Genomic DNA, 22,372 nt, shown 5'->3' with positions numbered 1-22,372 from the left:
GCGGACGGCGTGCTCGACGAGATCAAGCCGACGATTCTCGAGAACGCGCCCGATGTCTGGCGGGAGGCGTTTCCAAGCCTGCGTGTCGACGGCCACAAATATTCGCGCGGGCATTCGGTCGTCGTTTCGGGCGGTCCATCGACAACGGGCGCAGCGCGGCTTGCCGCGCGGGGCGCGCTGCGGGCCGGCTCGGGCCTCGTCACGGTCGCGTCGCCGCCCAATGCGGTCGCGATCAACGCCGCGCAACTCACCGCGATCATGCTGAAGCCCTTCGCGGGGGCCGACTCGCTAACGAAGCTTCTCGAGGACAAGCGCAAGAATGCTTGCCTCATCGGCCCGGGCGCGGGCATCGGCCCGTCGACGCGGGAGAACGTGCTGGCGGCGCTTCTATCCGGCGCGGCGATGGTGCTCGACGCCGACGCGCTGACCTCGTTTCAGGAAATTCCGCGCGATCTCTTCGTTGCCATTAAGGGCTATTTCGCCGGGCCGACGGTGCTGACGCCGCATGAGGGCGAGTTCCGGCGAATCTTCCCGAACATTTCCGGCAGCAAGCTCGCCCGGGCGCGGGCGGCGGCGGCCGAGTCCGGCGCGATCGTGGTGCTCAAGGGGCCGGACACGGTCATTGCCGCGCCGGACGGTCGGGCCATCGTCAACTCCAATGCGGGGCCGGAACTCGCCACGGCGGGCAGCGGCGATGTGCTGGGCGGCATTATACTGGGGCTTCTGGCGCAGGGCGTTCCGGCCTTCGAGGCGGCGGCGATGGGCGTCTGGCTCCATGGGGAGGCGGGACGGCGCTTCGGCCCCGGCCTCATTTCCGAGGACCTGGCCGATATGCTGCCCCCAGTTCTGCGCGAATTGGCCCAGACGCCGCTCTGACACCCTATTTATGGCGCTCCCGCCCGCTCTTTCGCCGGCGTTCTCTTTCGCTGGCGTTCCGGGGGTACGCTTGCTATAGAGGGCCCCGATTTGGACGTGGGCTAGCCTTCCCGAGGGTCGTGCCCGCGCGGCCTTGCGGGCGTGGCGGAATTGGTAGACGCACCAGATTTAGGTTCTGGCGGGCAACCGTGGGGGTTCGAGTCCCTCCGCCCGCACCAGGCCGAAAAGCCAGCAATTACAATGGCCGGAACAGCGAAGCGGCCAAGCTGAAAGAACGGATTGCAAGATGCAGGTTACGGTAACGAGCGCGGACGGACTGAAGCGCGAACTGACGGTTCAGGTTCCGGCGGGCGATCTCGAGGCACGCGTGGGCGCGAAGCTCGATGAGATGAAGAATTCGATCCGGCTGAAGGGGTTCCGCCCCGGCAAGGTTCCGGTCGCTCATCTGCGCAAGACCTTCGGCAAGCAGGTCATGTCCGAGGTGATCCAGGAGACGGTCGGCTCGACCAGCCAGGAGGCGCTGCAGAAAGAGACGCTGCGCCCGGCGCTCCAGCCCGAGATCGCGCTTGAAGGCGAGATCGAGCCGGTGCTCGAAGGCAAGGCCGACCTCACCTATAAGATGAGCTTCGAAATCATCCCTCCGTTCGAGATGACCGATTTCGCGAAGCTCTCGGTCGAGAAGCCGGTTTCGGAAGTGACCGACGCCGACGTCGACGAGGCGCTGAAGCGTCTTGCCGAGAACCAGAAGAACTTCGAGCCGAAGGCCGAAGGCGTGGCGGCGGAGGAGGGTGACCTCCTCACCATCGACTTCATCGGCCGCATCGGCGGCGAAGCCTTCGAAGGCGGCACGGCGGAAGACGCCAAGCTCGAAATCGGGTCCGGCCGTTTCATCCCGGGTTTCGAAGAGCAGCTCAAGGGCGCGAAGGCCGGCGACAAGATCGACGTCAAAGTGACCTTCCCGGCCGATTACGGCGCGGAGAACCTCGCCGGCAAGGACGCGGTCTTCGAGGTCACGGTCAAGGCCGTCGAGGGGCCGGCCGAGGTAAAGGTCGATGACGACTTCGCCAAGCGTTTCGGCTTCGACGCGCTCGACAAGCTGCGCGAAGCGCTGACGCAGCAGATCAAGTCGGACTACACGCGCATGTCGCGCATGCATCTGAAGCGCGCGCTGCTCGACGCGCTCGACACGGCGCACAGCTTCGAACTGCCGCCGTCGATGGTCGAGCAGGAATTCACGCAGATCTGGTCGCAGTTCGAGCATGAGCTGCAGCACCAGGGCAAGACGGCCGCCGATCTCGAAGAGCCGGAAGAGCAGATCCGCGGCGAATACCGCAAGATCGCGGAGCGCCGCGTGCGCCTCGGCCTCGTGCTCGCCGAAGTCGGCGAGAAGAACAAGATTTCCGTCACCGAGCAGGAGCTGAACCAGGCGCTCATGGAGCGTGCGCGTCAGTTCCCCGGCCAGGAGCGGCAGGTCTATGAGTTCTACCAGCGCACACCGAATGCGATCGCCGAACTGCGTGCGCCCATCTTCGAGGACAAGGTGATCGATTTCATCGCCGAGCTCGCGCAGGTGACCGAGAAGCCGGTGACACGCGACGAACTCTTCGCCGATCCGGATGCCGACGAACACGATCATACTCATCACGATCATGACCATGATCATCACCATGATCATGGGCATGTTCACGACGAGAACTGCAATCATGACCATGATCACGACCACGATCATGGAGAGGCGAAGAAGCCGGCGAAGAAGAAGGCGGCCGCCAAGGACGAGGGCGAAGAGAAGAAACCCGCCGCCAAGAAGGCAGCGCCGAAGAAGAAAAAGGAAGACTGAGCCGAGGCTCCGTTTTCAGATGAAAGGCCCGGATATGATCCGGGCCTTTTTCTTTTGCTTTCTTTTGCGGGCTCCGTTATCGCGCCGGCCGGGGAGGAAGGTCCGGCGCGCCCTTCGGAACGGGGTTTCGTTCGAGCGTTGCAATCAGCTGCTTCATCTCGCCGATTTCCCGAACCTGCGCCTCGATGATCCCGTCGGCGAGCTTGCGGACGCGCGGATCGCGGATCCGGGCCCTTTCGCTTGTCATGATCGCGATCGAATGATGCGGGATCATGGCCTTCATATAGGAAATGTCGTCAACTGTTTGCTGGCTGCGTACAAGCCAGAGAGCGCCCGCGAAGACGAGGGCGGCGCCGGCGAGGATCGCGATGTTCGTTGCCCGGCTCGGATACATTTTCATCATGAAGAGAAGCATGACGATCGCCATCGCCGCACCCATCATGACCGCCATGTAAACGCGCGTCTCGCTGAACTCGACGTGGTCGAGCGCGTAGGTATTGAGATACATCAGACCGAACATGACGACGGCGGATGTCGCGATCATGGCCGCGAAGCGGGAATAGCTCATCGGAGGCGCCTGCAAGAATTGCGTTCGTCCGATCAACCCCTCGCGGCGCACCCGGTTCCGTTTCAATTCCCGATCCGTCGGAGGTCCGCCCGGGCAGCGACGAGTTCGACGAAGCCCGGCGGGCAGGTTTCGGCCGACCGCCGCAGCAGCGGCAGGGCCGCCGCCGTCTTTCTCTCCGCGCGACGGAGCGCGCCGACATAATATTCCGCCTCGCACACACGGTCGGCGGTGGTGGACGGTTCCTTGTCCGCGCGGGCGGCGACGTAGAGAGAGCTTTCGTCCCGCTTGCCGAGATAGAACTCGATAATCGGCCAGGGCCAGTTCTTGCGATCCATCCTGGCGACGAGGTCGGTGAATGTCTTCGTGTCCGCCTCGCCGAGCCGGACAAGGGCTAGATGCAGCCAGAGCGGCTGATACGCATCGTCTGGTCGCCGTTTGATGGCGGCCTTGAAATCGTCGCGCGCGGCTCCGTAGTCGCCGCTCAGATATTCTTCGCGACCGCGATTGTAGTGGGCGCGGCCGTCGGCAGGGTCGAGTTCGATTGCGCGCCCGAAATCCGCCATGGCGCGCGCGTGGTCGCCCTGGCTCGCATAGGCAAGGCCCCGCTCGCCATATCCGAGAGCGGAATTCGGGTCGATCCGGATTGCCTGATCGTAGGAGGCGATTGCGCGATCCGAGGCGCCGACCATGTCGTAAGCGCCGCCGCGTTGAACATATGCGTCTGCATTGTAGGCGTCGGTGACGGGCAGGTTGGAGATGACGTCGGCGGCCGCGGCGCTGTCGTTCTTGCGGGCGAGGTTGTAGGCCTGCCGTAGATAGGCTTGGCCGATCTGCGGCGCCAGATGCGTGACCGATGCGTAGTCCGCTATGGCGCGATCGACGTCGAGCAACCTGTCGTAGGTCTGGGCTCGCCACATCAGGACCTGTGCGTTGTCGGGATTGAGCGCCAGCGCGGCGCTGAAGTCGGAGAGGGCATGGGCGAGATCGCCGCCGCCCGAACGGGCGAGACCGCGCAGGACAAGTGCGAGTTCGGACGCAGGGTCGAGCGCCAGCGCGGCGCTGAAGTCGGCGATGGCCCGGTCCGGGTGCTTCAGCCCAAGTTGTGCGTTGCCACGCGCGACAAGAAGTTGCGTCCGGTAAGAACGTGGCCAATAGCTCGCCGAAAGCGCGCCGTCATAGTAGCGGAGGGCGTCGGCGTAGTTGCCGTTCGCCATGGCGCGGCCAGCGCGCGGGCCGTCGCCCCAGACCAGGAAGGCGCCATAGGCGAGACCGACGGCGACGAGAAGTGCGCCCGCCGTGCCGGCGATGGCGATCGCCACGGACTTGAAACGGAAGCTCATCGGCCCTCCTCGCGCATCGTCACCCTGCGGAATACTCGGCTGGCGGACATGCCGGCGTCAACGCGGATCGCCCGTCGCCGATTGTGACGAAATGTAGGCGCCGACCTTAACGCTTCGGTAAGAAAAAACTTTGGCCGGTGCGCAAAAAACTATTGCGCGGACTCAGCGATGACCCTATGTCTCCGCGCACAAGACGCACACGCACGTGCCACTGGCCCTTAGTTGGTTTATGCAACGACGGAAGCGTCCTTTTTGATCACGCCGGCATTGCCGGGTCTTAAAGGGTGTTGACGATGTTCGCTTCCGAGCCGGGCCGCCGTGCCCGTTCGCGCCTCTCCACGAAATCCGAAGTTGCGACCAAGCCGCTGGGCGAGGCCGCGCATGGCACGACCAAGGCAGGCCCGCCGCGCCGCCGGGCGAAGCTCGCCCTCGTCCATCGCGAAGCGGAGCTCCCGACGGAGCGCGGCGGCATGCCGCCCAAGATCGCGCGCTTCCTCGAGACGGCCGACCTTCCGTCGCCCTGCCTCGTGGTCGACGTCGACCTCGTCGCACATAACTGGCTCGAGCTTGCGCGCTCGCTGCCCGAGGCACGCATCTTCTATGCCGTGAAGGCGAACCCGGCGAACGAGATCGTCTCGCGGCTCGCTCGCCTCGGCTCCTCGTTCGACACGGCCAGCATGGGCGAGATCGATCTCTGCCTGCGCCACCGCGTCTCGCCGGATCGCATCTCCTTCGGCAACACGATCAAGAAGGAGCGCGACATCGCCGCCGCCTATGCCAAGGGCGTGCGCATGTATGCGTTCGACTCGGACGCCGAGCTCGAGAAGATCGCGCGCTCCGCGCCGGGCTCGAAGGTCTATTGCCGCGTGTTGATGGAATGCGAAGGCGCCGAGTGGCCGCTGTCGCGCAAGTTCGGTTGCGAGCCGGAGATGGCCGCCGACCTGCTCGTGCGCGCCCGCGATCTCGGCCTCGATCCCTACGGCGTGTCGTTCCATGTCGGCTCGCAGCAGACCGATCTTGGTCAGTACGACAAGGCGCTGGTCCAGACGGTCGCGCTGTTCGAGACGTTGCGTGAGCGCGGCATCGAACTGCGCATGGTCAACATGGGCGGCGGTTTCCCGTCGCGCTACCGCACCGACGTGCCGTCGATCGAGGCCTATGGCGCCGCGATCCGCGAAGCTCTCGCGCGTCGTTTCGGCGATCGCCAGCTTGACGTGATCGTCGAGCCGGGCCGCGGCGTGGTCGGCGATGCCGGCGTCATCCAGTCGGAAGTCGTGCTCGTCTCGGAGAAGGGCGGCAGCGACCAGCGACGATGGGTCTATCTCGACGTGGGCAAGTTCCACGGCCTCGCCGAGACGATGGACGAGGCGATCAAGTACCGTCTCCAGACGCCGCATGACGGCGAAGAGACCTCGCCGGTGGTTCTCGCCGGACCGACCTGCGACAGCGCCGACATCCTCTACGAGAAGGCCGACTATCGCCTTCCGGTGGCGCTGAAGGCGGGCGACAAGGTCTGCATCCTGGCGACCGGCGCCTACACGACGACCTACTCGGCCGTCGCGTTCAACGGCTTCCCGCCGCTCGCCAGCATCTGCATCTGAGCGACGGGCTTTCCACGAACAAGAACCCTTGAAGGCAGGGCGCGCGGGTGACCGCGACGCCCGCTGGATGGAGTCATCCGATGAACATTGTCGTCGAGACGGCCGCTCATGAAGCGGCGGTCGATAAAATGGTCGCCGAGGCTTTCGGGCCGGACCGCTTCGCGAAGACGGTCTACCGGCTGCGCGACGGCGTGGCGCCGATCCCGTCGCTGTCGCTCGTCATGACCGACGGGGAGGAGGTCGTCGGCACGTTGCGCTTCTGGCCGATCCTCATCGGCGGGACGACGCCGGCGCTGCTGCTCGGGCCGCTCGTCGCGGCTGCCGATCGGCAGGGCGAAGGCATTGGCACCCGGCTGATGCAGGAAGGTCTGGCGCGCGCAGCCGCCGAAGGGCATCGGATCGTCGTGCTCGTCGGCGACGAGCCCTATTACGTCCGTTTCGGATTCACCCGGGCACTTGCCCGCAGGTTAAAACTGCCGGGCTGGGTCGACAGGAAGCGGTTTCTGGCCCGCGAGCTCGCGGCCGGTGCGATGGCCGGTGTCAGCGGCATGATCGGCAGGCCGAGCGAAGCGGCAGCAGAGGCAGCGGTTCTGGCTGCTTGATCCACGATGAGGTCGGCCCGCGCGGCCCGGAGCTTTCGCTCCGGCTGCGCCGCGGGCTTGCCGGGTGTGCGCGGGGAAGGGCTGAAATCCTCCCCGCGCACCTCAGAGCATTTTCGTCGGCCGAGGCACCAGATCACGGGTGGGCCTTTCAGGGGCTGAAAACCGGCGGGGCTCGCCTTATATGGGCGGTGGGCTATTATGCATCCACCAGCCATTTACCGAATCCCGCTATGCCATTATGAGCACTATCGGCCATGATGGCGCCCGGCCGGCCCGCAAGGGGCCAGTGAGCAACCGCCGGCCTGCTGACCTTCAGGAGAGAGAATGAGAGATCCCCTTGAGACCTACATGAACCTCGTGCCGATGGTGGTCGAGCAGACCAACCGGGGCGAGCGCGCCTATGACATCTTCTCGCGCCTCCTGAAGGAGCGGATCATCTTCATCGCCGGTCCTTTCGAGGACGGCATGGCGACGCTCGTTGCGGCGCAGCTTCTCTTTCTGGAAGCAGAAAATCCGAAGAAGGAAATCTCGCTCTATATCAATTCGCCGGGCGGCATCGTCACCTCGGGTCTCGCGATCTACGACACGATGCAGCATATCCGTCCGCCGGTGGCGACGGTCTGCATGGGCCAGGCGGCGTCGATGGGCTCCCTGATCCTGACGGCGGGTGAGAAGGGCATGCGCTACGCATTGCCGCACTCGCGAATCATGGTCCATCAGCCGTCGGGCGGATTCCAGGGCCAGGCGACGGACATCGAAATCCACGCCCGCGAGACCCTTGCGATTCGCGAGAAGCTGAACAATATCTATGTGAAGCACACTGGCCGGAGCCTGAAGGAAGTTCAGGACGCGCTGGAGCGTGACAACTTCATGAGCCCGGAACGCGCCAAGGAGTTCGGTATCGTCGATCATGTCGGCGTGCCGCGCTCGGAAGACGCGCCGAAATAAGCGACGAAAAGTGGCCATTTTCAACGGTGCGGACGTCGTTCCGCTCCGCTTGGCTGCAACCGCCGTTTCCGACAGGCTGCCGAATATTGCCTCTGTCTGCCTGCTTCGCAGGCAGGTTGCGGGCTGGCGACCTGCAAATTGTAATGAAATCTTGATCCCTCGACGAATAACATGCTCGTATGTCGAAGTGGTGACGGGTCACGGATCCGGATGAGTCTCTCAAACGTAAGGAGAGACAAGGGTTTAACGATACGGCACCATCGGCAGGCATGATCGATGCAAGGTCAAGGCGATCCGGTTGTACTGCCGGCAGATGCCTAAGGAGTTCCAATGAGCAAGGTGAGCGGCGGCGACTCCAAGAATACGCTTTACTGTTCCTTCTGCGGCAAGAGCCAGCATGAGGTGCGGAAGCTTATCGCGGGGCCGACCGTTTTTATCTGCGACGAATGCGTTGAACTGTGCATGGACATCATTCGCGAGGAAAACAAATCCTCGCTGGTGAAGTCGCGAGACGGTGTTCCTACGCCGCAGGAAATCTCCAAAGTCCTCGACGACTATGTGATCGGGCAGCAGCATGCCAAGCGCGTGCTGTCGGTGGCGGTGCATAACCACTACAAGCGCCTCAATCACGCGGCCAAGAACAACGACGTCGAACTGGCGAAGTCGAACATCCTGCTCATCGGTCCGACCGGTTGCGGCAAGACGCTGCTCGCGCAGACGCTCGCCCGCATTCTCGACGTGCCGTTCACAATGGCCGATGCGACGACGCTGACCGAAGCCGGTTATGTCGGCGAGGACGTCGAAAACATCATTCTGAAGCTGCTGCAATCGGCCGACTACAATGTCGAGCGCGCGCAGCGCGGCATCGTCTATATCGACGAAGTCGACAAGATCAGCCGCAAGTCCGACAACCCGTCGATCACGCGCGACGTGTCGGGCGAAGGCGTGCAGCAGGCGCTGCTGAAGATCATGGAAGGCACGGTTGCCTCGGTTCCGCCGCAGGGCGGGCGCAAGCATCCGCAGCAGGAATTCCTGCAGGTCGACACGACGAATATCCTCTTCATCTGCGGCGGCGCTTTCGCCGGCCTGGAGAAGATCATCTCGTCGCGCGGCAAGGGGTCGGGTATCGGATTCGGTGCCGCCGTGCGCTCGGTCGAGGACCGGCGGACGGGCGACGTGCTGAAGGAGCTGGAGCCCGAGGATCTGCTGAAGTTCGGCCTGATCCCGGAATTCGTCGGCCGCATGCCAGTGCTCGCAACGCTCGAGGATCTCGACGAAGGGGCATTGATGCAGATTCTGACGGAGCCGAAAAACGCGCTGGTGAAGCAGTATGAGCGTCTCTTCGAAATGGAGAATGTGAAGCTTACCTTCTCCGAAGAGGCGCTTCGCTCGATTTCCCGCAAGGCGATCGAGCGCAAGACGGGTGCCCGCGGACTTCGCTCCATTATGGAGTCGATCCTCCTCGATACGATGTTTGAGCTCCCGACGCTGGAAGGTGTCGAGGAAGTCGTCATCAGCAACGAGGTGGTCGAGGGCAAGGCCCGGCCGCTTTACATCTATGCCGAGCGCAAGGGCGACGTCGGCACGAGCGCCTGATCGTTCCCTCACCCCCGTGTGAACGGGGGGCGAGCGCCCTTCGGGGCAGTTTCGCTATCGAAACAAGGTGGCCTTGAAAGCGAGAGCTTTCAGGGCCATTTTCTTTCCAACAGGCCAATTCCGGCCGCGCTGCCTGGCGCCGGGACATGCCGTCCAGAGGATCCGATTTCCGGTCCGCCCTCGCGAGAGCAAGCGTCCCCGAGCCGAATCCGGCTAGACTTAAGCGGCACGTCCCAATCGATCAGCATTCATTCAGGTTCGAATGCTAGATTCGAGCGCCATCAGGGGCGTCTAGTGAAAGCAGGTACCCGAGAATGACTGACAAAGACGAACAGACATCTCAAGCGGACGCAAAGGGCGGCAAGCTCGTTTTGCCGGTCTTGCCGCTCCGCGATATCGTCGTCTTCCCGCACATGATCGTGCCGCTCTTCGTGGGGCGCGAGAAGTCGGTGCGGGCGCTCGAAAACGTGATGCAGGACGACAAGCAGATTCTGCTGGTCGCCCAAAAGAACGCCGCGGACGACAATCCCGACATTGGCGACATCTACGATGTCGGCACCATCGGTTCCGTGCTGCAGCTCCTGAAGCTTCCCGACGGCACCGTGAAGGTGCTGGTCGAGGGCGTGAAGCGCGCGCGCGTCGCCGGTTACACGGAGAACGACCAGTTCTTCGAAGCCGAAGTCGAGCCGATCGAGGAAGCCGAGACGGAGAGCGAACAGCTCGAAGCGCTCGCGCGTTCGGTCGTGTCGCAGTTCGAAGGCTATGTGAAGCTCAACAAGAAGGTGCCGCCGGAAGTTCTCGGCTCGGTCAGCCAGATCGACGAGCCGGCGAAACTCGCCGACACCATCGCGAGCCATATCAACATCAAGATCGCCGAGAAGCAGGAGCTTCTCGAGCTGCCGTCGGTCGCCGACCGGCTGGAGCGCGTCTACTCGCTGATGGAAGGCGAGATCAGCGTTCTCCAGGTGGAGAAGCGCATCCGCTCGCGCGTCAAGCGCCAGATGGAGAAGACGCAGCGCGAGTACTATCTGAACGAGCAGTTGAAGGCCATTCAGAAGGAACTCGGCGACGGCGAGGACGGCAAGGACGATCTGCGCGAACTCGACGATCGCATCCAGAAGACCAAGCTGTCGAAGGATGCGCGCGAGAAGGCGCAGGCCGAGCTGAAGAAGCTGAAGCAGATGAGCCCGATGTCGGCCGAAGCGACGGTCGTGCGGAATTATCTCGACTGGCTGCTGTCGGTTCCGTGGAACAAGAAGAGCCGCGTCAAGAAAGACCTGCGGAGCGCGCAGGAAATTCTCGATACGGATCACTTCGGCCTCGACAAGGTCAAGGAACGCATCGTCGAGTATCTGGCCGTGCAGAGCCGCGCCAACAAGCTGAAGGGGCCGATCCTGTGCCTCGTCGGCCCGCCCGGCGTCGGCAAGACCTCGCTCGGCAAGTCTATCGCCAAGGCGACCGGTCGCGATTTCGTGCGCATGTCGCTCGGCGGCGTGCGTGACGAGGCCGAGATCCGTGGCCACAGGCGGACCTATATCGGCTCGATGCCCGGCAAGGTCATCCAGTCGATGAAGAAGGTGAAGCACAACAACCCGCTCTTCCTGCTCGACGAGATCGACAAGATGGGTGCGGATTTCCGTGGCGATCCTTCGTCGGCGCTGCTGGAAGTGCTCGATCCCGAGCAGAACAATGCCTTTGCGGACCATTACCTGGAGGTCGATTACGATCTCTCGGACGTGATGTTCGTGACGACGGCGAATACGCTGAACATCCCCGGACCGTTGATGGACCGTATGGAGATCATACGCATCGCCGGCTACACCGAGGATGAGAAGGTCGAAATCGCCCGGCGTCACCTGATCTCGAAGGGCCTCGAAGCGCATGGCCTGCGGAGCGGCGAGTGGTCGATCGACGATGCCGCGCTGCGTCAGTTGATCCGCGTCTATACGCGGGAAGCGGGCGTCCGCAGCCTCGAGCGCGAGATCAACAATCTCGCCCGCAAGGCGGTCAAGGAGATCCTGACTTCGGACAAGAAGTCGATCACCGTGACGCTGGAGAACATCGAGAAATACGCCGGCGTGCCGAAGTATCGCTACGGCGAGGCGGAAGGCGAAGACCAGGTCGGCGTGGTTACGGGGCTTGCCTGGACCGAAGTCGGCGGCGAATTGCTGACGATCGAAGGCGTCATGATGCCCGGCAAGGGCCGCATGACGGTCACCGGCAACCTGCGCGACGTGATGAAGGAGTCGATCTCGGCCGCGAACTCCTATGTCCGTTCGCGGGCGACGCGCTTCGGCATCGAGCCGCCCTTGTTCGACCGCAAGGACATCCATGTGCACGTGCCGGAAGGCGCGACGCCCAAGGACGGTCCCTCGGCCGGTGTCGCGATGACGACGGCGATCGTTTCCGTCATGACCGGCATCCCGGTCCGCAAGGACGTGGCGATGACGGGCGAGATCACGCTGCGCGGTCGGGTGCTTCCGATCGGCGGGTTGAAGGAGAAGCTCCTGGCGGCGCTTCGGGGCGGCATCAAGAAGGTGCTGATCCCGGCGGACAACGCCAAGGATCTGGCCGACATCCCGGACAACGTGAAGAACGCGCTCGAGATCGTGCCGGTGTCGACGGCCGACGACGTGCTCAGGAATGCGCTCACCCGCATACCGGAGCCCATCGAATGGGACGAAGCCGCTTATGCCGCCCAGCAGGCTGCCGAGCGGCGCGGCGAGACCAGCGAGACGGTCGTCGCGCATTGAAGTTGGCTCACTGAGGAGCCCAGGAAGCGGAACGGAGGCCTTCGGGCCTCCGTTTTCGTTTCCCCGTGAGCCAAAATAGCGCGGAATCCCGCAGTTTTTACTTTGACCCTGTCTTTGGCCGACGGGTAAAGTCATGAATGTCGCGAGGGACCAATTCCCGCGACCGCATCCAGAGGGGCCTGACGTGAATAAAAACGATCTCATTGCAGAAGTGGCGGACCGGACCGGTCTATCCAGGGCCGATGCGACCAAGGCCGTCGACTATGTGTTCGACACGATTACCGACTCGCTGAAGAAGGGCGACGAAGTGCGTCTGGTCGGCTTCGGGACCTTCACGGTTTCGAATCGCGCCGCCACGGAAGGTCGCAACCCGCGCACGGGCGAGACGATCAAGATCCCGGCCTCCAAGCAGCCGAAGTTCAAGGCGGGCAAGGGGCTGAAGGACGCAGTCAACGCCTGATCGGCGCGACTGCGATCCGCGAGTTTCGAGGCCGGTCGCCCGTGAGGGCAGCCGGCCTCTTTCATTTCGTGAAAGCGGAAATTCGGACAGTCAGGAAATCTGGCGGCCGTTCCCTTCCGCGTTATCGCCAGAGCGCGGATCGAGTTCGGGCGGCGCCGGATCGGTCGGCGGGAAAGGCATGGCGACGAATTCGCCGCGCTCGGTCGCGTTCAGCGGTGCGCGCGCCTTCATCCGTAGAAGCGTGAAGCCGGCAAAGACGAGGTGGACGGCGGCCGAGAACATGAAGATGAAAGACATGCCCCAGCGCTCGGTGCCGATCGAGGCGGCGAAAGGACCAATGACGGCGCCGACCGCGTAGGCGAGGAGCAGTCCGCTCGAGATGCTGACGAAACTCTCTTTGCCCGAATGGTCGTTGGTGTGGGCGACACAGACCGAATAGAGCGTCAGCGCGAAACAGCCGAAGAGAAAGCCCGCGAGCAGCAAGACCCATTCGGCGCCAAGCCCGCGCGCTGCGATGAGGCCGATCTCGCCCAGCGCCGCGCCCAGGCTGATGCCGAGAATGATACGGCGGCGGTCGGTCCGATCGGACAAACGGCCGATGGGGACCTGCGCGATCGCGCCGCCGAGAATGGCCGCCGTCATGAACAGCGAAACGCCGAAGACATCGAGACCGCTGTCATGCGCGAAGACAGGCCCGAGCGTCCAGAAGGGTGCGTTGGTCAAACCGACGACGAGGCTTCCCATCAGGCCTACCGGCGAAACGGCGTAGAGTCGGCCGATATAGATGCGGGTCGAAGCGATGGGCGCAGGCTGGACGGAGGTCGTCATCGAAATCGGCACGAGCGCCAAGGAGGTCAGGATCGAGCAGATCGCGAAAAGCGTGAAGCCGGCGGGGTTCGCCGTATTGAGCATCAACTGGCCGAGCGTCAGCGAGACGAAGTTGACGACCAGATAGACCGCGAAGAGGCGGCCCCGCGTTTCGTTGGTCGCGCGTTCGTTGATCCAGCTCTCGATCACCATATAGAGACCGGCGAAGCAGAAGCCGGTGAGGCCGCGCATCAGCGCCCAGGCAACCGGATGGACGACGAGAGCATGGACGAGCGGCGCGATGGCCGCGAGGGCCCCCAGGGCGGCGAAGCTGCGGATGTGGCCCGCGCGCTGGACGATGAAGGGGCCGAGCACGCAGCCCGCCATGAATCCCGCGAAATAGACGCTGCCGATGAAGCCGACCGTCGTCGTCGCGAAATGTTCGATGTCGGCCCGAATGGGAATCAGCGTGCCTTGCAGCCCGTTGCCGATGAGCAGGATCGACGTTGCCAGAAGCAGCGAAAAGACGGGAGCTATGGTCCGGCTCAATTTGGCACCAGGGCGGCGGTTTGGTTCGTGCGCCGGAGGCGGGGCGACATGGCCACAACATCGGGCCTTCGCGGCCGGAAAGCAACGTGGAGAGGCGCCGCAAAGGGGACAGGGATTGAAAAGCCGGGACCCATCCGATAGGACAGGCGCTTGCCGGGCAGGGCGGTTAGCTCAGTTGGTAGAGCGCCTCGTTTACACCGAGGATGTCGGGAGTTCGAGTCTCTCACCGCCCACCAGTTTCTCCATACATCTTTCGCGATTTGATACCCCGTACCGACGGGAACAGAGACTGCTTGGGCGCGGTTTCAGTTCAACGCCGAGACGATGGTCGCCGAAAGGCCAAGGGATCGGGCTAAGTTGGCCGATTTCCGCCAAACCTTCCTTGACAGTGGCGGGGGCTTGACGTACCAACCGCGCACTCTTTCCGGGCGGTTCCACCGTTCGCGTCGGGGGTGTAGCTCAGTTGGTTAGAGCGCCGGCCTGTCACGCCGGAGGTCGCGGGTTCGAGCCCCGTCACTCCCGCCACTCTATCGCCAAAAAGGACGCTGGCCGCCGCCGCGCTGCCGCACCGCAGAGCATTTGCTGCACTGCGCTTCGCTTCCCGCAAGATCAATCAGCATAAAGGTTTTTTCACGTTGAACATGGTCAACGTGGTGTTTGATTCTGCGGATGCGAGGGATATACTGCGCGCGGATTTCGACCCGGCGTTCAGCAACAAACGAGTCGGCAGAGGCGTGACCCGATAGCGGTTTCGGGGAAGATGCCTGCGAGTTACGAGGACGACTTATGGAAGACCTTCTCCGCGAATACCTGCCCATCCTGATCTTCATGGGCCTGTCGCTGGTGCTCGGTCTTGCGCTGCTCATTGCCCCCTTCCTGATCGCTCCGAGCAAGCCGGACACCGAAAAGCTCTCCGCCTATGAATGCGGATTCGACGCTTTCGACGATGCCCGCATGAAGTTCGACGTGAAGTACTACCTGGTCGCCATTCTCTTCATCATCTTCGATCTCGAAGTCGCCTTCCTGTTTCCCTGGGCGGTGGCTCTCGGAGATGTCGGCATGTTCGGCTTCTGGTCGATGATCGTCTTCCTCGGCGTCCTCACCATCGGCTTCACCTATGAGTGGAAGAGGGGAGCTCTGGAATGGGAGTAGGAACGGAACCCGGCACCGTCGGCCGCCGCGAAGCGCGCGAAGACGCGGCTGTCGTCGCGAACACGCCCGGCGCGGTCGATGTCGCGAAGGGCGGAGATGTTCCGCCGATCAACGATCCGATCTTCAAACAGATGTCGGATCAACTTGCCGACAAGGGCTTCGTGCTGACGACGGTCGACGACCTCATCAACTGGTCGCGCACCGGATCGCTGATGTGGATGACCTTCGGTCTGGCCTGTTGCGCCGTCGAGATGATGCACACCTCGATGCCGCGCTACGACAGCGAGCGATTCGGCTTCGCGCCCCGCGCGTCCCCGCGCCAGTCGGATGTGATGATTGTCGCCGGCACGCTGACGAACAAGATGGCGCCCGCGCTTCGCAAGGTCTACGACCAGATGCCGGAGCCGCGCTATGTGATCTCGATGGGATCATGCGCCAATGGCGGCGGCTATTATCACTATTCCTATTCCGTGGTGCGCGGCTGCGACCGGATCGTTCCGATCGACATCTACGTGCCCGGATGCCCTCCCACCGCCGAGGCACTGCTTTACGGCATCCTCGCGCTTCAGAAGAAAATCCGCCGGACAGGAACGATAGACCGGTGATTTTCGTGAACCGGGCGACCCGCGCTCCCGCTCAAACCTGAGAGCGTCGGTCGTTCACGAGTTTCGAGACTGCTTCGATGGTTGGAAGTCTGACAGACCTCGGCGATCACATCCGCGCAAAACTCGCGGGTGCGGTCCTTGACGCCGATATCGCATATGGTGAGCTCAACGTGACCGCGCAAGCCGCGCAGATCGTTTCGGTGCTCACTTTTCTGCGCGACGATCCGGCGTGCCAGTTCACGACGCTGATCGACATCACCGCGGTCGATTACCCGGAACGCGAACGGCGCTTCGACGTGGTTTACCACCTGCTGTCGATGACGAAGAACGCGCGCATCCGCATCACGATCGAGACGGACGAGGAAACGCCGGTGCCGAGTTCGGTCGGCGTCTATCGTGCCTCCGACTGGTTCGAGCGCGAGACCTTCGACATGTACGGCGTGCTGTTCTCGGACCATCCCGACCTGCGCCGCATCCTCACGGACTACGGCTTCACGGGCTATCCGCTGCGCAAGGATTTCCCGCTGACGGGCTATGTCGAGGTGCGCTATGACGACGACCAGAAACGAGTCGTCTACGAGCCGGTGAAACTCGTGCAAGAATTCCGCAGCTTCGACTTCCTGAGCCCCTGGGAAGGGGCTGGGGACTATGTGCTGCCCGGCGACGAGAAGGCGGAGCCGAAGCCATGACCGAACAGCAACTCCGCAATTTCAGCCTCAACTTCGGACCCCAGCATCCGGCGGCGCATGGCGTGCTACGCCTCGTGCTGGAACTCGAGGGCGAGATCGTCGAACGCGTCGATCCGCATATCGGGCTTCTGCATCGCGGCACCGAGAAGCTGATCGAGTACAAGACCTATCTGCAGGCGCTGCCCTATTTCGACCGGCTCGATTACGTCGCGCCGATGAACCAGGAGCACGCCTATTCGCTGGCCGTCGAGAAGCTTCTGGGCATCGAGGTGCCGCGGCGCGGCCAATTCATCCGCGTCATTTATTCCGAAATCGGACGATTGCTCTCGCATCTTCTCAACGTCACCACGCAAGCCATGGACGTCGGTGCGCTGACGCCGCCGCTCTGGGGCTTCGAGGAACGCGAGAAACTGATGATCTTCTATGAGCGCGCGTCGGGCGCCCGTATGCATGCGGCCTATTTCCGGCCGGGCGGCGTACATCAGGACCTGCCGCCGAAGCTCGTGCAGGACATCTACGATTTCTGCGATCCGTGCGAGAAGGTGCTCGACGATCTCGAGACGCTGCTCACCGGCAATCGCATCTTCATGCAGCGCAACGCCGATATCGGCATCGTGTCGAAGGAAGATGCGCTGACTTGGGGTTTCTCCGGCGTGATGGTGCGCGGCTCGGGCATGGCCTGGGATCTTCGTCGCTCGCAACCCTATGAAGTCTATTCCGAACTCGATTTCGACATTCCCGTCGGCAAGAACGGCGACTGCTACGACCGCTATCTCGTGCGCATGGACGAGATGCGCCAGTCGCTCAGGATCATCAAGCAGGCAATCGAGAAGATGCCCGAAGGTCCGGTGCATACCACCGATGGGAAGATGTTCCCGCCCTCGCGTGGCGAGATGAAGCGTTCCATGGAAGCGCTCATCCATCACTTCAAGCTCTATACCGAGGGCTATCACGTTCCCGCCGGAGAGGTTTATGCCGCCGTCGAAGCGCCGAAGGGCGAGTTCGGCGTCTATCTCGTCTCCGACGGCACCAACCGGCCTTACAAGTGCAAGATTCGCGCGCCGGGTTTCGCGCATCTTCAGGCCATGGATTTTCTCTGTCGCGGCCACATGCTCGCGGACGTTTCCGCCGTGCTGGGCTCGCTCGACATCGTGTTCGGCGAGGTGGATCGATGAGCGTGCGGCGTTTGGCTGCGAACCAGCCCGATAGCTTCGAGTTCACACCCGAGAACGCCGAGTGGGCGAACGGGCAGATCGCGAAATATCCGATGGGCCGTCAGGCCTCGGCGATCATTCCGCTGTTCTGGCGTGCACAGAAGCAGGCGGGCGGCTGGCTGCCCGAACCGGCGATCCGTTATGTCGCCGATCTTCTCGGCATGGATTACATCCGTGCGCTCGAAGTCGCGACCTTCTACACGATGTTCAATCTTCAGCCGGTCGGCGAGCATTTCGTGCAGCTCTGCGGCACGACGCCTTGCTGGCTGCGCGGCGCTGACGAATTGAAGGATGCCTGCCGCAAGCATATCGGTCCCGAGGGGCAGGTGAGCGCGGACGGCAAGCTCTCCTGGATCGAGGTGGAATGCCTCGGCGCCTGCGCCAACGCGCCGATGGTTCAGATCAATGACGACTTCTTCGAGGATCTCGACGGTGCGAAGCTCGGCGAAATCATCGAGAACCTGCGCAGCGGCCGTGCGGTGAAGTCGGGTCCGCAGAACGGCCGGCATTCGTCGGAGCCGGTCGGCGGACTGACGAGCCTGACCTCTCTCGAGGAGAGCAAGTGATGCTTCAGGACAAGGACCGCATCTTCACCAATCTCTACGGTCTCGGCGAGCAAGGCCTTGCAGGCGCGCGCAAGCGCGGCGACTGGGACGGCACCGCCGACATCATCGCGAAGGGCCGCGACTGGATCATCGAGGAGATGAAAAAGTCGGGTCTGCGCGGGCGCGGCGGCGCGGGCTTTCCGACCGGCCTCAAGTGGTCGTTCATGCCGAAGGATTCCGGCGGGCGTCCGCATTACCTCGTGGTCAATGCCGACGAGTCCGAGCCTGGCACCTGCAAAGACCGCGAGATCATGCGCCACGATCCGCAGAAGCTGATCGAGGGCTGTCTGATCGCGAGCTTCGCGATGGGCGCGCATGTTTGCTACATCTATGTGCGCGGCGAATTCATCCGCGAGCGCGAGGCGTTGCAGGCGGCCGTCGACGAAGCCTATGCGGCGGGTCTCCTCGGCAAGAACGCGGCGGGCTCGGGCTGGGATTTCGATCTCTATGTCCATCATGGCGCGGGCGCCTATATCTGCGGCGAGGAGACGGCGCTTCTCGAAAGCCTCGAGGGCAAGAAGGGCATGCCGCGCCTCAAGCCGCCGTTCCCGGCCAATATGGGCCTCTATGGCGCGCCGACGACGGTCAACAATGTCGAGTCGATCGCGGTGGCGCCGACGATCCTCAGGCGTGGCGCGACCTGGTTTGCGGGACTCGGCCGTCCCAACAATACGGGAACAAAGATTTTCTCGATTTCGGGGCATGTGAACCGGCCCTGCAACGTCGAGGAAGAGATGGGGATATCTTTGCGGGAGCTCATCGACCGCCATGCCGGTGGCGTGCGCGGCGGCTGGGACAATCTTCTCGCAGTTATCCCCGGTGGCTCTTCGGTCCCTATGATCCCGAAAGCGGTCTGCGACGACATCCTGATGGATTTCGACTCGCTGAAGGCCGCGCAAACGGGTCTTGGAACGGCGGCTGTCATCGTGATGGACAAATCGACGGATCTCATCAAGGCAATCGCGCGCATCTCGGCTTTCTACAAGCATGAGAGCTGCGGCCAGTGCACGCCCTGCCGCGAAGGCACGGGCTGGATGTGGCGCATGATGGAGCGCATGGCGTCCGGCGAAGCGGCGGTCGAGGAAATCGACATGCTGCTCGACGTGACGAAGCGCGTCGAAGGCCACACGATCTGCGCGCTCGGCGATGCGGCGGCCTGGCCGATCCAGGGATTGATGCGCCATTTCCGGCATGTGGTTGAAGAGCGGATCGCGACCCATCAGGGTGGCCACGCTCAAGTGGCGGCGGAGTAGGGCATGCCCAAGGTTACAGTCGACGGCATCGAGGTCGAGGTCGAAGCGGGCGCAACGCTGTTGCAGGCCTGCGAGGCGGCGGGCGTGGAAATTCCGCGTTTCTGCTATCACGAGCGGCTGTCCATCGCCGGCAATTGCCGGATGTGCTTGGTTGAAGTCGAGAAGTCGCCGAAACCCGTGGCGAGCTGCGCCATGCCGGCGGCGGACGGCGCGATCGTCCGTACGACGACGGAACAGGTGAAGCGCGCGCGCGAAGGCGTGATGGAATTCCTGCTGATCAACCATCCGCTCGATTGCCCGATCTGCGACCAGGGCGGCGAGTGCGACCTGCAGGACCAGGCCATGGGCTATGGCACCGACGGTTCGCGCTATCGCGAGAACAAGCGCGCCGTCGAAGAGAAATACATGGGGCCGCTGGTCAAGACCGTGATGACGCGTTGCATCCAGTGCACGCGCTGCATCCGCTTCGCGACTGAAGTTGCCGGGACGCCGGAGATCGGCGCCATCGGCCGCGGCGAGGATATGGAGATCACGACCTATCTCGAGCACACGCTGACGTCGGAGCTTTCGGCCAATGTGGTCGATCTCTGTCCGGTCGGCGCGCTGACCTTCCGGCCCTTCGCCTTCACGGCGCGGCCTTGGGAATTGCGCAAGACCGAGAGCGTCGACGTGATGGATGCCGTCGGCTCGAACATTCGCGTCGACACGCGCGGCTCGGAAGTCATGCGCATCCTGCCGCGTCTCAACGAGGATGTGAACGAGGAGTGGATTTCGGACAAGACGCGGTTCGTCTGGGACGGCCTCAAGACGCAGCGTCTCGACCGGCCTTACATCCGTGAGAACGGCAAGCTTCGCGAAGCTTCGTGGGCGGAGGCTTTCGCGGCCATCGCCGCGAAGCTCAAGGGCGCGAAGGGCGAGCGCATCGGCGCGATCGTCGGCGATCTCGCGGCCGCCGAAGAGATGAAGGCGCTGAAGGACCTCTGGACGAAACTCGGCTCGGCCAATATCGATTGCCGTCAGGACGGCGCGAAGCAGGGCGGAGCGCGTTCGAGCTATCTCTTCAACTCGACCATCGCCGGAATCGAACAGGCCGACGCGATCCTCATCATCGGCGCCGATCCGCGCCGCGAAGCGCCGGTGCTCAATGCGCGCATCCGCAAGCGTTTCCGCATGGGCGGCGGATTGAAGATCGGTGTGATCGGTCCGCGCCACGACATGACCTATCCTTACGAGCATCTCGGCGCCGGTACGCAGACGCTGAAGGATCTCGCGGGCGGGGCGGGCTTTGCCGAGGCGCTGAAGGCAGCGCAGAAGGCGATCGTCATTCTCGGCGAAGGTGCGGTGGCGCGGAAGGACGGCGCGGCGGTATTGGCCGCGGCGATCGCGCTTGCCAGGGCGACGGGCGCGGAATTCAACATGCTGCACACGGCGGCGTCGCGCGTCGGCGGCCTCGACCTTGGCCTGGTGCCGGGAGCGGGCGGACGCGACGTGGCGGGCATTGTCGATGGCGCGTCGAAGGGCGAGATCGACGTCGTCTATTTGCTCGGCGCGGACGAGATCGATATGTCGAAGCTCGGTTCGGCCTTCGTCATCTATCAGGGCACGCATGGCGACGCGGGCGCGCATCGCGCCGACGTGATCCTGCCGGGCGCGGCCTATACGGAAAAGAACGGCCTTTACGTCAACACCGAGGGCCGGGTGCAGCGCGGCCAGCGGGCCGCCTTCCCGCCGGGCGATGCCCGCGAGGACTGGGCGATCCTGCGCGCGCTGTCGGACGCGCTCGGCGCGACGCTGCCCTATGACAAGATCGAGCAGGTCCGCGCGGCGATCGTCGCCGACGCGCCGCATTTCGCGGAGATCGACACGATCGTTCCGGCGGGCGCGTTGCCCGATCTGCCAGCCGGCGAACTCGATGCGGCGCCCTTCGAGACGCCGTTCGCCGATTTCTATCTGACGAACCCGATCGCGCGCGCGAGCAAGGTCATGGCCGAATGTTCGGCGCGGGGTGTCGCGACCCGGCGCGTTCAGGCGGCGGAGTGAGGATGCATGGCTGACATTCTGACCACTTACGGCATTCCGCTCGCGATCATCGCGGCGCAGAGCCTTGCGCTGCTGATCGGGCTTCTGCTCTTCACGGCCTATATCCTGCTCGCCGACCGCAAGATCTGGGCGGCGGTGCAGCTGCGCCGCGGCCCCAACGTCGTCGGCGCCTTCGGCCTGTTCCAGTCCTTCGCGGACCTTCTGAAATTCGTCTTCAAGGAAGTCGTGATCCCCGCCGGCTCGAACAAGGGCGTGTTCCTGCTCGCGCCGCTCGTGACCGTGGTGCTTGCGCTGTCGGCCTGGTCGGTCGTGCCGCTTGCCGACGGCTGGGTGATCTCGGATATCAATATCGGCATTCTCTACATCCTCGCGATCTCGTCGCTCGGCGTTTACGGCGTGATCATGGCGGGCTGGGCGTCGAACTCGAAGTATCCGTTCCTGTCGGCGCTGCGCTCGGCGGCGCAGATGGTTTCCTACGAAGTCTCGATCGGCTTCGTTCTGATCACCGTGTTGATGACGGCGGGGTCGCTCAACCTGTCGGACATCGTGCGTGCGCAGGAAGGCCATTACGGGCTCTTCAACTGGTTCTGGCTGCCGCATCTGCCGATGTTCGTGATCTTCTTCATTTCGGCGCTGGCGGAAACCAATCGTCCGCCCTTCGATCTCGTCGAAGCGGAGTCGGAACTCGTGGCCGGCTTCATGGTCGAGTATTCCTCGACGCCCTACATGATGTTCATGCTCGGCGAGTATGTGTCGATCATCCTGATGTGCGCGATGACGACGATCCTGTTCCTCGGAGGCTGGCTGCCGCCGGTGAATTTCGCGCCCTTCACCTGGGTGCCGGGGATCGTCTGGTTCCTCGCCAAGCTCTGCCTCG

General features: G+C 63.4%; 19 protein-coding genes and 3 tRNA genes. 19 read left to right on the top strand and 3 right to left on the bottom strand.

What is annotated here, in order from left to right:
- The 3 genes from VMR03_RS04805 to tig all read left to right on the top strand — a co-directional run.
- On the top strand, window positions 1–876 hold an 876-nt coding region (locus VMR03_RS04805; RefSeq protein WP_325402801.1), incomplete at its 5' end, for an NAD(P)H-hydrate dehydratase.
- Window positions 877–1,011: 135 nt separating this feature from the next.
- Window positions 1,012–1,094, top strand: a tRNA-Leu gene (locus VMR03_RS04800).
- A gap of 68 nt (window positions 1,095–1,162) precedes the next feature.
- Window positions 1,163–2,713, top strand: a complete 1,551-nt coding sequence (tig, locus tag VMR03_RS04795) for a trigger factor (RefSeq protein WP_325402799.1) — start codon at window positions 1,163–1,165, stop codon at window positions 2,711–2,713.
- Between the two features lie 76 nt (window positions 2,714–2,789).
- Here tig and VMR03_RS04790 read toward each other — a convergent pair whose 3' ends face one another.
- Together VMR03_RS04790 and VMR03_RS04785 are read right to left on the bottom strand one after the other, a co-directional pair.
- Window positions 2,790–3,281, bottom strand: a complete 492-nt coding sequence (locus VMR03_RS04790; RefSeq protein WP_325402797.1) for a DUF305 domain-containing protein — start codon at window positions 3,279–3,281, stop codon at window positions 2,790–2,792.
- Window positions 3,282–3,343: 62 nt separating this feature from the next.
- Window positions 3,344–4,621, bottom strand: a complete 1,278-nt coding sequence (locus VMR03_RS04785; protein ID WP_325402795.1) for a tetratricopeptide repeat protein — start codon at window positions 4,619–4,621, stop codon at window positions 3,344–3,346.
- Between the two features lie 470 nt (window positions 4,622–5,091).
- Here VMR03_RS04785 and VMR03_RS04780 point away from each other — a divergent pair, with 470 nt between their 5' ends.
- The 6 genes from VMR03_RS04780 (at window position 5,092) to VMR03_RS04755 (ending at window position 12,581) form a co-directional block, all read left to right on the top strand.
- Window positions 5,092–6,222: a type III PLP-dependent enzyme gene (locus VMR03_RS04780; RefSeq protein WP_325402803.1), complete on the top strand. Its 1,131-nt coding sequence runs from the start codon at window positions 5,092–5,094 to the stop codon at window positions 6,220–6,222.
- Between the two features lie 80 nt (window positions 6,223–6,302).
- On the top strand, window positions 6,303–6,824 hold the full coding sequence (locus tag VMR03_RS04775; RefSeq protein ID WP_325402793.1) for an N-acetyltransferase: 522 nt from the start codon (window positions 6,303–6,305) through the stop codon (window positions 6,822–6,824).
- 324 nt (window positions 6,825–7,148) lie between these two features.
- Window positions 7,149–7,772, top strand: a complete 624-nt coding sequence (locus VMR03_RS04770) for an ATP-dependent Clp protease proteolytic subunit (RefSeq protein WP_325402791.1) — start codon at window positions 7,149–7,151, stop codon at window positions 7,770–7,772.
- Between the two features lie 330 nt (window positions 7,773–8,102).
- Window positions 8,103–9,368 (top strand): ATP-dependent Clp protease ATP-binding subunit ClpX, encoded by a 1,266-nt coding sequence (clpX, locus tag VMR03_RS04765; RefSeq protein WP_325402789.1) that lies wholly within the window; start codon window positions 8,103–8,105, stop codon window positions 9,366–9,368.
- A gap of 314 nt (window positions 9,369–9,682) precedes the next feature.
- Window positions 9,683–12,121, top strand: a complete 2,439-nt coding sequence (lon, locus tag VMR03_RS04760) for an endopeptidase La (RefSeq protein ID WP_325402787.1) — start codon at window positions 9,683–9,685, stop codon at window positions 12,119–12,121.
- Window positions 12,122–12,305: 184 nt separating this feature from the next.
- Window positions 12,306–12,581, top strand: coding sequence for an HU family DNA-binding protein (locus VMR03_RS04755; protein ID WP_325402785.1), 276 nt, complete (start codon window positions 12,306–12,308; stop codon window positions 12,579–12,581).
- A 90-nt stretch (window positions 12,582–12,671) separates the two neighbouring features.
- Here the strand turns inward: VMR03_RS04755 and VMR03_RS04750 are convergent, their stop codons facing one another.
- The gene (locus tag VMR03_RS04750) at window positions 12,672–13,937 is read right to left on the bottom strand and encodes an MFS transporter (protein ID WP_325402784.1); all 1,266 of its coding nucleotides are present in this window, start codon (window positions 13,935–13,937) and stop codon (window positions 12,672–12,674) included.
- A 160-nt stretch (window positions 13,938–14,097) separates the two neighbouring features.
- Between VMR03_RS04750 and VMR03_RS04745 the strand changes: the two genes are divergently transcribed.
- From VMR03_RS04745 to nuoH, 10 genes are all read left to right on the top strand, one after another.
- A tRNA-Val gene (locus VMR03_RS04745) sits at window positions 14,098–14,173 on the top strand.
- A 212-nt stretch (window positions 14,174–14,385) separates the two neighbouring features.
- A tRNA-Asp gene (locus VMR03_RS04740) sits at window positions 14,386–14,462 on the top strand.
- Window positions 14,463–14,723: 261 nt separating this feature from the next.
- Window positions 14,724–15,089, top strand: coding sequence for an NADH-quinone oxidoreductase subunit A (locus VMR03_RS04735; protein WP_325402782.1), 366 nt, complete (start codon window positions 14,724–14,726; stop codon window positions 15,087–15,089).
- A complete protein-coding gene (locus VMR03_RS04730; RefSeq protein WP_325402780.1) occupies window positions 15,080–15,694 on the top strand; it encodes an NADH-quinone oxidoreductase subunit B family protein in 615 nt (204 codons plus the stop codon). Before VMR03_RS04735 ends, VMR03_RS04730 begins: the two co-directional genes overlap by 10 nt.
- 77 nt (window positions 15,695–15,771) lie before the next feature.
- Window positions 15,772–16,383, top strand: a complete 612-nt coding sequence (locus tag VMR03_RS04725; protein ID WP_325402778.1) for an NADH-quinone oxidoreductase subunit C — start codon at window positions 15,772–15,774, stop codon at window positions 16,381–16,383.
- Window positions 16,380–17,558, top strand: a complete 1,179-nt coding sequence (locus tag VMR03_RS04720; RefSeq protein WP_325402776.1) for an NADH-quinone oxidoreductase subunit D — start codon at window positions 16,380–16,382, stop codon at window positions 17,556–17,558. Before VMR03_RS04725 ends, VMR03_RS04720 begins: the two co-directional genes overlap by 4 nt.
- A complete protein-coding gene (gene nuoE, locus VMR03_RS04715) occupies window positions 17,555–18,163 on the top strand; it encodes an NADH-quinone oxidoreductase subunit NuoE (protein ID WP_325402774.1) in 609 nt (202 codons plus the stop codon). Before VMR03_RS04720 ends, nuoE begins: the two co-directional genes overlap by 4 nt.
- The gene (gene nuoF / locus VMR03_RS04710) at window positions 18,163–19,455 is read left to right on the top strand and encodes an NADH-quinone oxidoreductase subunit NuoF (RefSeq protein ID WP_325402773.1); all 1,293 of its coding nucleotides are present in this window, start codon (window positions 18,163–18,165) and stop codon (window positions 19,453–19,455) included. The genes nuoE and nuoF overlap by 1 nt, the downstream gene beginning before the upstream one ends.
- A 3-nt stretch (window positions 19,456–19,458) precedes the next feature.
- Window positions 19,459–21,495 carry an NADH-quinone oxidoreductase subunit NuoG gene (nuoG, locus tag VMR03_RS04705; protein ID WP_325402772.1) on the top strand — a complete coding sequence of 679 codons (2,037 nt, stop codon included), beginning with the start codon at window positions 19,459–19,461 and terminating at the stop codon, window positions 21,493–21,495.
- Window positions 21,496–21,501: 6 nt separating this feature from the next.
- On the top strand, window positions 21,502–22,372 hold an 871-nt coding region (nuoH, locus tag VMR03_RS04700), incomplete at its 3' end, for an NADH-quinone oxidoreductase subunit NuoH (protein ID WP_325402770.1).

The sequence above is a fragment of the Parvibaculum sp. genome (genome assembly GCF_035511255.1).
GTDB lineage: Bacteria > Pseudomonadota > Alphaproteobacteria > Parvibaculales > Parvibaculaceae > Parvibaculum.
Note: the sequence above shows the minus strand (reverse complement) of the source record. Positions and strands in the feature narration are given on the sequence as shown.

What these genes read in the sequence shown, in the direction of transcription:
- tig (WP_325402799.1), top strand. Translation starts at nt 1,163, where the DNA reads ATGCAGGTTACGGTAACGAGCGCGGACGGACTGAAGCGCGAACTGACG.
- VMR03_RS04790 (WP_325402797.1), bottom strand. Translation starts at nt 3,281, where the DNA reads ATGAGCTATTCCCGCTTCGCGGCCATGATCGCGACATCCGCCGTCGTC.
- VMR03_RS04785 (WP_325402795.1), bottom strand. Translation starts at nt 4,621, where the DNA reads ATGAGCTTCCGTTTCAAGTCCGTGGCGATCGCCATCGCCGGCACGGCG.
- VMR03_RS04780 (WP_325402803.1), top strand. Translation starts at nt 5,092, where the DNA reads ATGCCGCCCAAGATCGCGCGCTTCCTCGAGACGGCCGACCTTCCGTCG.
- VMR03_RS04775 (WP_325402793.1), top strand. Translation starts at nt 6,303, where the DNA reads ATGAACATTGTCGTCGAGACGGCCGCTCATGAAGCGGCGGTCGATAAA.
- VMR03_RS04770 (WP_325402791.1), top strand. Translation starts at nt 7,149, where the DNA reads ATGAGAGATCCCCTTGAGACCTACATGAACCTCGTGCCGATGGTGGTC.
- clpX (WP_325402789.1), top strand. Translation starts at nt 8,103, where the DNA reads ATGAGCAAGGTGAGCGGCGGCGACTCCAAGAATACGCTTTACTGTTCC.
- lon (WP_325402787.1), top strand. Translation starts at nt 9,683, where the DNA reads ATGACTGACAAAGACGAACAGACATCTCAAGCGGACGCAAAGGGCGGC.
- VMR03_RS04735 (WP_325402782.1), top strand. Translation starts at nt 14,724, where the DNA reads ATGGAAGACCTTCTCCGCGAATACCTGCCCATCCTGATCTTCATGGGC.
- VMR03_RS04730 (WP_325402780.1), top strand. Translation starts at nt 15,080, where the DNA reads ATGGGAGTAGGAACGGAACCCGGCACCGTCGGCCGCCGCGAAGCGCGC.
- VMR03_RS04725 (WP_325402778.1), top strand. Translation starts at nt 15,772, where the DNA reads ATGGTTGGAAGTCTGACAGACCTCGGCGATCACATCCGCGCAAAACTC.
- VMR03_RS04720 (WP_325402776.1), top strand. Translation starts at nt 16,380, where the DNA reads ATGACCGAACAGCAACTCCGCAATTTCAGCCTCAACTTCGGACCCCAG.
- nuoE (WP_325402774.1), top strand. Translation starts at nt 17,555, where the DNA reads ATGAGCGTGCGGCGTTTGGCTGCGAACCAGCCCGATAGCTTCGAGTTC.
- nuoF (WP_325402773.1), top strand. Translation starts at nt 18,163, where the DNA reads ATGCTTCAGGACAAGGACCGCATCTTCACCAATCTCTACGGTCTCGGC.
- nuoG (WP_325402772.1), top strand. Translation starts at nt 19,459, where the DNA reads ATGCCCAAGGTTACAGTCGACGGCATCGAGGTCGAGGTCGAAGCGGGC.